The following is an 11,568-nucleotide window of genomic DNA, read 5'->3' as shown; positions in this document are numbered from 1 at the left end:
GGCTAAAGTCGTTGAGGTTGTCAAGGGCGGGTTAGTAGTTGATGTGGGACTGCGAGGGTTTGTTCCAGCTTCTCAAATCCAGTTGGGATATGTGGAAGATCTAAATCAGTTTTTAGGGCAAACCTTACGCTTAAGATTAATAGAATTTGATTCATCGAAAAGGAAAGTGGTTCTTTCTCAGAAAATCATTTTGGAAGAAGAACAAGCGATTAAACGCCAACAATTACTGGAAACCCTCAAAGAGGGTGAAGTAGTGTCAGGCACAGTCAAGCGGATGACTGACTTTGGTGTCTTTGTCGATATCGGTGGGATGGATGGCCTGCTGCATATTTCGGATATGGCTTACACGCGGCTTAAGCACCCGTCAGAATTGCTGGCGATTGGGGACGAGGTTGAAGTCCAAGTCTTAAGATTAGATCATCAAACCGGAAAATTAGCCCTAGGTCTTAAACAACTTAAAGAGAGTCCATGGGGTCAAGCGGCTGTTAATTATCCAGTGGGAGCTATCATTCAGGGCAAAGTTGTACGTATCGCTACGTTTGGCGCATTTGTGGCCCTCGGTGAAGGTATGGACGGATTGGTTCATATTTCCCAATTGTCAGATCAACGGGTTAATAAAGTCGAAGATGTGCTTAAAGTCGGAGATACAGTGACTGCAAAGGTCATTCAGTGTAAAACAGAGGAGAAAAGGATAAGCTTAAGTATCAGGGAGGCGATTGCAGACTCCGCTCGGGCCAATGATACTCAGGCTTTAGCGGGCCAAGCTGAAATCCAACCGGTAACCATAGGAGATGCCCTAGGAAAGGCTTTCCACTTGGAAAACCAAGCAGAGTAAGCTCTTATACGGGTTTGTTAAATCGAGGCATTATTGACTTCCTGTTCTACGGCGCAGGAAGTCATTTTGGCAAAAACCAAGTTTCTCTATTAAAGAAAGGGGATTCTAATGGCTAAGCGAAAACTAGATCTGCCGATTGATTTCCCCATATTATTCTTAACCCTGGCACTTTTAGCTTTTGGATTAATTATGATTCTTAGCGCGGGTGCCGTAAGAGGATTTAACGCCACGGATAATTCGTACTTTTATGTTACTCAACAATTAAAGTGGGCGATTGTAGGTTCTTTTTTCGCCCTGGTGGCCATGATAATCCCTTATACTTTTTTGCGGCGGCTTGCCGGATTAGGCGTCATCATAAGTATGATCTTACTGATTGCAATCATCTTTACTGATGCGGGGATCGAAGCGGGTGGTTCAGCCCGGTGGATTAAAATTTTAGGATTTACAGTTCAACCTTCAGAAGTTGCTAAACTTGCCTTGGTACTTTTTTATGCCCATATATTAGATCGTTATCCAATTAAGCAGGGCAAAGATTGGCGTATCCCCTTAGGTATCCTTATACCGATTACACTGCTTGTTTTGGCCCTTGTCTACAAACAACCAGATTTAGGGACAGCGATGGTCTTAGCACTGACCTGTACCGTCATGCTGTTACAGACGGAACTGCCGACATTCTGGTTTGTAGCTGCTGTACCGACCCTTGGAGTACCGCTCTTATATTTAATCTATAATACAGAATACCAATGGAATCGAATTTTGGTCTGGCTAGACCCCTGGAAAGATGCTATGCATTTAGGATATCAGATTACGAATGCGGAGATTGCCTTCGGCTCGGGCGGTTTGTTCGGAGTTGGTTTGGGACGAAGTCTGCAAAAATATGGCTTCCTGCCGGAAAACCATACAGATATGATCTTTGCCATTGTAGGAGAAGAACTGGGCTTAATCGGTACTGTATTTTTACTATTCCTCTTTATAGCGTTGTATGCCCGAGCTTATCATGTCATTAGTGGATGCCCAGATCGCTTCGGACGGTTATTGGGCTTTGGCTTGATATCCACGTTAGCTATTCAGACGACCGTCAATTTATCGGTGGTTACTGGTGTACTCCCAGTAACAGGGATTACCCTACCCCTGATCTCTTATGGCGGAAATTCTCTGGTCATCACCTTGGCCAAACTCGGTCTGATCTTGAATATAACTCGATATAAAAAGATACCCAAGCTTAGGATGGTCAAGAGCCCACCCAAACATCGCGGTGTAAACTCCTTCTAAACGGGGATAATAGGAGAAATATCCGTCGTAAGGTGGGAGTCATGTGTTATTTCCCTATGGAGAATGGCTAATTCTATTCTTAACCCTTGAGACTCGGGTAGAAAAAAGAGCTTCTCGGCATTTTTTTCTTAGCTTGACCATGGCCTGGATCATTGGAAAATCTTTGGAATTCATCGTTCCCGCGTCATTGCCCTGGAATTGGCACTTCGCACGTCTGATGGTTATCTTAGTCTTTTGGGTATGGGCGCTGCAACGGACTGAACGATGGATTCTGCCTCTTATAGTTACCAGCCTAGTAGTCTGCCTAGAAACCTTATTTCAAGTCAATGAACCAGGGGTGTTGCCTTATGGAACAGGCATTTTCTCGTTAATCCTAGTTATAGTCGCTTGGCTGAGTGCAAAATCCTTTTGGGGAACAGCAGCCGCCTTAGCAGGAAGCTTACTCCTAAATCAAGCCTTTGTGCGTTTTACTTACGATGGTATCGTCAGACATGCCGACTTACCCGACGAATTTGTTTGGAATTTTGGTGTCTGGTTCTTCGTGCTTTGGGCTGGTTTACGTCTGGGTTGGCAGTCTCATCTTGAGCGGAAACTGGAGAAAGCGACCGCTGATAAATTGTCTACAAGCAGTGTCAGTGCTTACGAACCTCGGGAGGAGCACGAACTCCAGTAGCAGGCGGGTTTGATATGTAGTATACTTGTAAACGATTGAGGCATGGAAATAGGCCCTGATCTGAATTGTCAGGAGGATGAATAGTTTGTCGAAGGGGCTTGTGGTCACAGCCGTCCATACAGGTAGTATTGCTGAAGAAATGGAGATTGAAGTCGGGGACCGTGTTCTTGAAGTCAACGAAGAAAAACTGAACGATCTTATTGACTTTCAGTTTGGCATATCCGAGGATGAGTTCATGCTGCTTATCGAGAAGAAGAACGGTAAGCAATGGGAGATCGAGATTGAGAAAGCTCCAGGAGAATTCCTAGGTCTCCAAGTGGAAATGAGTTCTCAAGGGCTAAAAACTTGTCGCAATAATTGCACATTTTGTTTCGTGGCTCAAATGCCAAAAGGAATGAGGTCGTCGCTTTACGATAAAGACGATGATTACCGCTTATCGCTAACTCAAGGAAGTTTTATTACTCTTTCAAATTTAAGTGAGGAAGAAATAGAGAGGATCATTTCCCTTCATCTCAGCCCGCTCTATGTTTCCGTCCACGCTTGGAACCCTGAAGTACGTGCCCGTATGATGAGAAACCCTCAGGCCGGAAAGTTGCCAGAGCAAATCAAACGCTTTGCTGAAGCTGGAATCGCTGTCCATGCTCAAGTGGTGGTGGTTCCGGATCATAACGATGGTGAGGTTTTGGCTGAAACTATCGAACAGCTAGGGGGACTTTATCCAGCTATACAATCTATCGCTGTCGTTCCGGTGGGCTTAACCCGCTACCGTGAACACCTTACAAGCTTGCGTGGATTCACTTCGGCTGAGGCTGGTCAGATTGTGGTAGAAGCTGAGTTGTGGCAAAAGAAATTCCTTTCCTTGACAGGCCGACATCTTGTCTATTATGCGGATGAATTTTATGTTTTGGCTGGTCGGGAATTTCCGAATTTTACTGTTTATGATGAGTTTCCACAACTTGAAAACGGTGTGGGGATGGCCCGTAAATTTATAACTGAGCTGGAATCGGTTTGGGAGCTTTTACCCAATCAGTTAGCTGAACGCCATGTCCATCTTATAACGGGGATCTCTGCGCAGGTTTTTTTTGAATCATGGAGTCAGCGCTTAATGGCTCGAATCAAGGGTTTGAAGCTATCAGTACATGGGATACGCAATGACTTTTTTGGAACATCTGTGACGGCTGCCGGATTATTAACGGCCCAAGATATCGCCCATCAATTGGAGGATTTAGCAGGGGAAGAATTTTTTATCCCTCGTGTGATGCTCAAGGCTGATGAAGATCTCTTTCTGGATGATCATGATGTTAAGTGGTTAGAAGAAAAGGTCAATGGCAAGGCTAGTATTGTTGAAAATCATGGCGTAGCATTCTTAGAACATCTAATTGGGGATTCTTTGGAGGTGGGACGATTTGAGTAAACCTGTAGTAGCTATTGTAGGACGGCCGAATGTCGGAAAGTCTACTTTATTTAACCGCATTACGGGCGGTCTTGTGGCCATTGTTGAAAATATGCCTGGAGTGACAAGAGATCGACTGTATCGAGATGCAGAATGGCTGGGACGGAAATTTACCTTGATTGATACTGGGGGAATTGAATTTAAGGATGAGGGGACACCCATCCCGGCCCAGATGCGCAGACAGGCAGAAATTGCCATGGAAGAAGCGGATGTCATTATTTTTGTCGTAGATGCTCAGATATCAACGACCCCAGATGATGATATGATTGCCAGAACACTACGTCGGTCGGGAAAGCCCGTCTTGCTGGCAGCCAATAAAGTAGAAAACTTCGAAAAGATAGAAGGTCAACTCTATGACTTTTTAAGCTTAGGGTTAGGGGATGCCATCCCAATTTCTGCTGTACATGGGATGAATACCGGGGATTTACTCGATATGGTCATAGCTAATTTCCCGGAGAATGATGAAGACGAGTATGACCCCGATGTGATAAGAATTTCTGTGATCGGTCGTCCGAACGTTGGAAAATCGTCCTTGGTCAATACGATGCTAGGCAAAAACAGAGTTATTGTCAGTAACATACCAGGAACAACCCGGGATGCCATTGATACTCCCTTTGAACAAGACGGAAAGCATTACGTCCTGATTGATACGGCAGGGATGCGCCGTAAATCTCGTATTGATGAGCTGACGGAGCAATATAGTGTTGTGCGATCTCTTCGGGCAGTCGATCGCTCTGACGTGATTCTTATGCTTATCGACGCAGTCGATGGAGTTACAGAACAGGACAAAAAGATTGCTGGGTATGCTCATGAAGCAGGTAAAGCAATTATTTTAGTGGTCAACAAATGGGATCTCGTGGAAAAAGATGAGAAGACTATTAATAAATTTGAAAAGACAATTCGCGAAGAATTAGGATTTATGCAGTATGCACCAACCATGTTTATTTCCGCCTTAACAGGACAGAGGGTTAATAAGATCTTGGACCTTGTGGATTTCGTAGTCGAGCAAAACTCTACTCGCGTGACAACGGCAACCTTGAATACCTTGCTGAGAGAGTGGGTTCATCTCAATCCGCCTCCCTCCGATAAAGGAAGGCGCTTAAAAGTAAGATACCTTACTCAAGTGGGAGTAAAGCCGCCCACGTTTGTGTTCTTTGTGAATGATCCAGAATTGATGCATTTCTCCTATAAACGATATTTAGAGAATCAGATGCGAAAACATTTCGGGTTCGAGGGTACTCCGATCCGAATTGTCGTTCGACAAAAAGATGAAGAGAAAGAGAAGGATTAAACCAAATGCCACGCTACCTAATTTTTATCTTAGCGTATAGCTTGGGTGCCATTCCTTTTGCCTATTTAGCAGGCCAACTCAAAGGGATAGACGTACGTCGGCATGGCAGCGGGAATATCGGCACGACGAATGCCTTTCGCCTTTTGGGGGTTAAACTGGGCATTTTAGTGCTGCTCGGAGATTTTTTAAAAGGGGCCTTAGCTGCTTTCCTTGGTTATTGGGCCTACGGACCCTGGGGAGGGATTATTGGCGGGTTTCTAGTGATGACAGCTCATAGCTGGAATCCCTTATTCAAGTTCCGCCCTAGTGGCAAAGGAGTCGCCGCAGGATTTGGAATTATTACAGTCCTGATGCCGAAAGTCATGTTTGTGGCGATTGCCCTTTTCTTGCTGGTAGTAGTCATTACACGTTTTGTTTCAATGGGTTCCGTTGTTGGTGCTCTTGCGGTTGCTATCACTGTTTTTGTTTTTCAGGAACCCTTTGCGTATCGAGTTTTTGGCTTGGTTGCCGCCTCTGCTGTGATCTACCTACATCGGAGTAATATTAAACGAGTCATCAATGGAACAGAACACCGATTTGGCGACAAACAATAATCGAAGTCCGAGGTCCGTGATTCGAGGTTCGAGGGTTATGGTATTTTTACGTGGACCACTTGATATTCGAACTACGAACTTCGAATATCGAACATCGAGTAGGGGGAATAATATGCCGAATATAACAGTTTATGGTGCGGGGAGCTGGGGAAGTGCTTTAGCTGTGCTCATGGCCAATGCTGGGCATCAGGTTGCCCTTATCGGACGTAATCCTGATGAAATGGAACGTTTGAAGAAGCAACGCGAAAATGCCCGTTATTTGCCAGGCGTTAGTTTACCGCCCCAACTTCTGCCAACCACCGATCTCAAACAATTAAATGCTGATTTGGTCGTGTTCAGCGTGCCATCCCATAGTGTCAGAGAGGCTGCCCAATTCGTAAAGCCTTACCTAAGGCAAGGGTGTATCGTAGTCAATACGGCGAAAGGTTTAGAGGATAAAACACATCTCCGCCTTTCGGAAGTCTTGAAAGAGGAGCTTCCACACCATCCGATTGCTGTCTTGTCCGGTCCCAGCCATGCCGAAGAGGTAGCCAGAGATATGCCGACCACTGTCGTAGTGGGCTCGGATGTCAAGACTGCCGAGACGGTCCAAGACATGATGATGACCTCGAAATTTAGAATTTATACCAATCCCGATGTCATAGGGGTAGAATTAGGTGGAGCCTTAAAAAATATCATTGCCCTGTGTACTGGAATTGCCGAGGGGTTAGGCTTTGGCGACAACACCAAAGCTGCTCTGATGACTCGAGGATTAGCAGAAATTGCCCGTTTGGGCGTGGCGCTAGGTGGGCATCCCTTAACCTTTGCTGGATTATCTGGCGTTGGCGACCTGATTGTGACCTGTACCAGCCTGCATAGCCGTAATCGGAGGGCGGGTGTCGCTCTTGGGCAGGGAAAACCTTTAGAAACCGTCCTTAAAGACGTAGGAATGGTGGTTGAAGGGGTTAGAGCGGCCCGTGTAGCCTATGAGCTTAGTATTGAGAAAAACGTCTCAATGCCTATCACAGAACAAGCCTACAAAGTACTCTTCGAAGGGGCCGATCCCCAAGAGGCGGTCGTTGATTTAATGTCACGCGGGAAACGCCATGAACTTGAAGAAGTTGTGGAGATGAGTTGGTTAAGATAGTATACATATTTTAAGCTTGAGTTTCATAAACGTAGAAGAGGTTCTTAAAAGCCTTTTCTGCGTTTTTTGTTGTATAGTCATATTTGCCCAAAAGAGCCAATATACTTATACTGCTTAATGTGCTAGTCCGGTTATTGGGAATCCACGGGTTACAGGGAGGTGGAAGGGGAGATAAGGTGGAGGCCCTTCCCCAAATTTTGGGACAGCACTCAAAAGGGAGGGAAATTAAATGGAAAAAGTAGACATTTTCAGGGATATCGCTGAACGCACAGGGGGCGATATCTACCTCGGTGTCGTCGGGCCAGTCCGTACAGGAAAGTCCACCTTTATCAAACGGTTCATGGACCTCCTCGTCCTGCCCAACATCCTAGATGCATTTGAACGGGAACGGGCCAAAGATGAGCTTCCGCAAAGTGGGACAGGGAGAACGATCACGACGACTGAGCCTAAGTTTATCCCATCAGAATCCGTAGAAATCGTCGTCAAAGACTCAATTCACATGAATGTTCGTTTGGTCGACTGTGTAGGCTACAGTGTCGAGGGTGCTTTAGGGTACGAGGCTGAAGACGGTGAAGAACCACGAATGATGAAAACATCCTGGAGTGACGAGCCTATGTCATTTCAAGATGCAGCAGAAATGGGCACCCGTAAAGTGATTACTGACCATGCCACGATTGGCATTGTAGTCACAACCGATGGATCTATTACGGATATTCCTCGGGATGCTTATCTCGATGCTGAAGAGCGGGTAATTACCGAACTCCGGCAACTGGGGAAACCATTTGTGGTGGTATTGAATACGACCCGTCCTTATGCTGATAACACACAGGAGTTGAGCCGTTCTCTCGAGGAGAGGTATGGAATACCCGTTATTGCTATGAATTGTCTGGAAATGACTCAGGAAGATATTACACAGATTCTCGAAGAAGTATTATATGAGTTCCCCGTAGCTGAGGTTAATATTGATCTTCCAAAATGGGTTGAGGAACTGGATCCTAGTCATCCAGTTCGGGCAGCTTTTGAAGAAACGATTCGCAAGGCCATTGACGGCGTTCGGCGCTTGAGAGATATCGATCAGGCCTTAGATGCTTTACTGGAATGCCAATATGCCCAAGATGTCATTCTTAAAGAGATGAACTTAGGCAGCGGAATCGCTAATGTAGAAATCACCGCCATCGATGGACTCTTTAAAACAGTCCTCCAAGATTTTACGGGGATTGAAATTGAAGGAGATCATTCCTTGCTTCGTTTAGTCTTAGATTATAGCAAAGGCAAGAAAGAATGGGATAAACTGTCCGCGGCCATTGAAGAAGTTCGTCTCAACGGCTATGGCGTGGTCACTCCTCAACTGGAAGAAATGTTCCTAGAGGAACCAGAACTTGTCAAGCAAGGGGGACATTATGGAATTAAGCTCAAGGCTAGCGCTCCATCCTTGCACATTATTAGAGCGGATGTAACGACAGAAATTACGCCTTTGATTGGAACAGAGCGGCAAGCCGAAGAACTGGTCAAGTATATGTTGGATGAGTTTGAAAGCGACCCGAAGAAGGTCTGGGAATCGAATATCTTTGGCAAATCATTGCATGATTTGGTTCGTGAAGGTATCCAAAATAAGCTATATAAAATGCCGGAAAATGCTCAACATAAACTGCAAGATACCCTGCAACGGATTGTCAACGATGGCAGTGGAGGACTTATTTGCATAATTATCTAGCAAAGAATCGAGAGTAGATTTAAGAGGACGCTGGAACGCCGCGCAGTGCGGTATTCAGCGTTCTTTTTAATGTTTTGGAATCCTAAAATATTTGCACGGGTGCATAAATTGTGTTGTAATTTTCTGATAAATAATATATTCTAAGAGCAGGGGTAAATCAATATGCGCATTTGCAAAGTGATTAAATTTTAAAAACCTAGTGTAATAGCGGTTTTTAAGGAGTTTTATTGCATATTTTAGAAGTGATAAACACCTAATAAGCTTAATATTAATATGTATGTGTGAAGATGCAATAATATGCATTTGTGCATAATCTAAGATCTTTGCTGGGGCATATGGAAAAACCCATTGAGAGGAGGTGAAAACATATGGCAAACTTACTTTCACCAATATCAGGAAATGTTTGGAAAATCCACGTAGCTGTTGGCGATGTGGTGGAAATCGACGATGAGTTAGTAATTCTTGAAGCCTTGAAAATGGAGACCCCTATCTACGCTTCTGATGCTGGCACAGTAACTGAGCTCAAAGTCAAAGAAGGGGAAAGTGTGAGCGAAGACCAGGTATTAATTGTAATTGAGTAAATTGTCCATATATCTAGTCGAGATATCTTTGCCCCTGCTCTGTTAATTTGAGGGGCAAAGATATACCTGATTATGTCATCAAGTAAAGCAACTTCCTAACCAAGAAGAATTCCCCCTAAGTTATAGATCGGTTTTTGGTTTGGTATTTCATAGACCATTAATCAAAGAAGATGAGAAGGGAGATCGTAATATCTATGCATAGAAAGCAAACTGCCTTGCGACCCTACTTCGAAAAGATGTCCGATATTGGGAAACCTTTAAGTGCAGGAGAAATAAAACGAACTGAAGACAACGTGAAATTTATTCAAGAACAAGAGGAAATAATTTCCAAGGCCATCGAAACAGTAAAAAATGCGGGCACTCCTGCTGAGAAAATTCGAAAAAGAGGTCAGATGACGGTTTGGGATAGGCTCGATTATCTGGTTGATGCCGGAACTTGGTGTCCTTTACATACACTTTATAATCCAAATGACAATGAAGAAGGATGCACTGGTGTTGTAGACGGACTAGGTAAAATAGATGGAAAATGGGCAGTGATTATTGCTTTTGATAATAAGGTCATGGCAGGAGCTTGGATTTCTGGCCAATCTGAGAATATCTTAAGGGTCACTGACTTAGCCAAAAGGCTGAATGTTCCTTTAGTTTGGCTTACTAATTGTAGTGGGGTTAAATTAATGGAGCAAGAAAACGTCTACGCCGATCGACGCGGCAGCGGTACGACGTTTTTCAGGCATGCTGAGCTGAATCGGCTTGGAATTCCGATCTTAAATGGTATTTATGGCACAAACCCGGCTGGCGGTGGCTATCAAGGAATCAGTCCTACGATTCTTATAGCCCATCAGGATGCCAATATTGCTGTGGGAGGAGCCGGGATTGTTGGAGGGATGAATCCAAAGGGTTATTTCGACTTGGAAGCAGCCCAAGACTTAATCAATGCCACTAAAGGATTTAAGGAAAAGGCACCGGGTCGGGTAGAGACTCATTTTGATCAAACCGCCTATTTTAGAGAAGTTTATGATACTGAAATTGGCGTCTTAGATGGGATTAAAGAGTATATGAGTGGTATGCCAGCCTTTGATCCCAAAGTTTTTCGCGTGGCTGAGCCGGCTGAACCCAAGTTTCCTCTCCTAGATCTGAATAGAATTATTGCTGCCAACCAAAAAAGACCCTATGATGCTACTCAAGTATTAGCCCGTCTTACGGATAATAGCGAATTCATGGAGTATAGGCCTGATTATGGACCGGAGGTCTTTACTGGGGTAGCTAAAATTGACGGTTTCCCGGTCGGAGTAATCGGCAACAGACAAGGAATAATACCTAAATATCCAGAGTACGCAGAAGGAGCCTATGTTGGCGTAGGCGGTAAACACTATCGTCAGGGACTTATCAAACAATGCGAATTCGTGACCATGTGTGGTCGGGATAATTTGCCCATCATCTGGCTGCAAGATACAACAGGCATCGATGTAGGAGATATTGCGGAAGAGGCTGAATTGCTCGCCATTGGTCAGAGCTTGATTTACTCCATCGAAAAAACGGATGTCGCTATGATGTGCATCGTCTTAAGAAAAGGAACTGCTGCAGCTCATTATATTATGGGAGGTCCCCAAGCTAATGAAAATAATGCCTTTACCCTGGGAACTCCATTAACAGAAATTTATGTGATGCACGGGGAAACCGCTGCTGCCGCTTCCTATGCGCGAAGGCTGGTCAAAGAACAAGACGCTGGTAACGATTTAGGACCAACCATTGACAAGATGAACCAAATGATTAAAGACTACGAAGCGAAATCAAGACCGGTGTACTGTGCTCAACGAGGGTTTGTGGATGAGATTGTTTCCCTCCCAGACTTAAGAAAATATTGTGTGGCTTTTGCAGGCGCAAATTATCAAAATCCTAAGTCTATCACACCAATTCATCAAATGATCCTACCTAGGTCGATCAAGGGATAAGCAAGATTCTTACTCTTTGGGGTAATTACCTATCCTAATGGGATAGTTTCCTGTTTAAGTCTACATTTCCAGGGAAAT

At 44.6% G+C, this 11,568-nt stretch carries 10 protein-coding genes; all 10 read left to right on the top strand.

The window, feature by feature from the left end:
• Nucleotides 1–835 (top strand): 30S ribosomal protein S1 (locus tag JL57_RS10600; RefSeq protein ID WP_034142010.1); only part of this gene is annotated, 835 nt, incomplete at its 5' end.
• A 108-nt stretch (nt 836–943) separates the two neighbouring features.
• Nucleotides 944–2,107: a putative lipid II flippase FtsW gene (gene ftsW, locus JL57_RS10595; RefSeq protein ID WP_034141482.1), complete on the top strand. Its 1,164-nt coding sequence runs from the start codon at nt 944–946 to the stop codon at nt 2,105–2,107.
• Between the two features lie 43 nt (nt 2,108–2,150).
• Nucleotides 2,151–2,780, top strand: a complete 630-nt coding sequence (locus JL57_RS10590; protein ID WP_034141481.1) for a hypothetical protein — start codon at nt 2,151–2,153, stop codon at nt 2,778–2,780.
• Between the two features lie 85 nt (nt 2,781–2,865).
• Nucleotides 2,866–4,194 (top strand): DUF512 domain-containing protein, encoded by a 1,329-nt coding sequence (locus JL57_RS10585; RefSeq protein WP_291299824.1) that lies wholly within the window; start codon nt 2,866–2,868, stop codon nt 4,192–4,194.
• The gene (gene der, locus JL57_RS10580) at nt 4,187–5,524 is read left to right on the top strand and encodes a ribosome biogenesis GTPase Der (protein WP_034142009.1); all 1,338 of its coding nucleotides are present in this window, start codon (nt 4,187–4,189) and stop codon (nt 5,522–5,524) included. The genes JL57_RS10585 and der overlap by 8 nt, the downstream gene beginning before the upstream one ends.
• Before the next feature lie 5 nt (nt 5,525–5,529).
• On the top strand, nt 5,530–6,117 hold the full coding sequence (plsY, locus tag JL57_RS10575) for a glycerol-3-phosphate 1-O-acyltransferase PlsY (protein ID WP_034142008.1): 588 nt from the start codon (nt 5,530–5,532) through the stop codon (nt 6,115–6,117).
• Between the two features lie 112 nt (nt 6,118–6,229).
• On the top strand, nt 6,230–7,243 hold the full coding sequence (locus JL57_RS10570; RefSeq protein ID WP_034142007.1) for an NAD(P)H-dependent glycerol-3-phosphate dehydrogenase: 1,014 nt from the start codon (nt 6,230–6,232) through the stop codon (nt 7,241–7,243).
• Nucleotides 7,244–7,472: 229 nt separating this feature from the next.
• The gene (gene spoIVA, locus JL57_RS10565) at nt 7,473–8,957 is read left to right on the top strand and encodes a stage IV sporulation protein A (protein WP_034142006.1); all 1,485 of its coding nucleotides are present in this window, start codon (nt 7,473–7,475) and stop codon (nt 8,955–8,957) included.
• A gap of 368 nt (nt 8,958–9,325) precedes the next feature.
• Nucleotides 9,326–9,538, top strand: coding sequence for an acetyl-CoA carboxylase biotin carboxyl carrier protein subunit (locus JL57_RS10560; protein WP_034142005.1), 213 nt, complete (start codon nt 9,326–9,328; stop codon nt 9,536–9,538).
• A gap of 194 nt (nt 9,539–9,732) precedes the next feature.
• Nucleotides 9,733–11,490, top strand: coding sequence for an acyl-CoA carboxylase subunit beta (locus tag JL57_RS10555; protein WP_034142004.1), 1,758 nt, complete (start codon nt 9,733–9,735; stop codon nt 11,488–11,490).
• The last annotated feature ends 78 nt before the right edge of the window (nt 11,491–11,568 follow it).

The sequence above is a fragment of the Desulfosporosinus sp. BICA1-9 genome, assembly GCF_000802135.1.
The sequence above is the reverse complement of the archived record's forward strand: the minus strand, read 5'-3'. Positions and strand labels throughout refer to the sequence as shown.

What these genes read in the sequence shown, in the direction of transcription:
- ftsW (WP_034141482.1), top strand. Translation starts at nt 944, where the DNA reads ATGGCTAAGCGAAAACTAGATCTGCCGATTGATTTCCCCATATTATTC.
- plsY (WP_034142008.1), top strand. Translation starts at nt 5,530, where the DNA reads ATGCCACGCTACCTAATTTTTATCTTAGCGTATAGCTTGGGTGCCATT.
- JL57_RS10570 (WP_034142007.1), top strand. Translation starts at nt 6,230, where the DNA reads ATGCCGAATATAACAGTTTATGGTGCGGGGAGCTGGGGAAGTGCTTTA.
- spoIVA (WP_034142006.1), top strand. Translation starts at nt 7,473, where the DNA reads ATGGAAAAAGTAGACATTTTCAGGGATATCGCTGAACGCACAGGGGGC.
- JL57_RS10560 (WP_034142005.1), top strand. Translation starts at nt 9,326, where the DNA reads ATGGCAAACTTACTTTCACCAATATCAGGAAATGTTTGGAAAATCCAC.
- JL57_RS10555 (WP_034142004.1), top strand. Translation starts at nt 9,733, where the DNA reads ATGCATAGAAAGCAAACTGCCTTGCGACCCTACTTCGAAAAGATGTCC.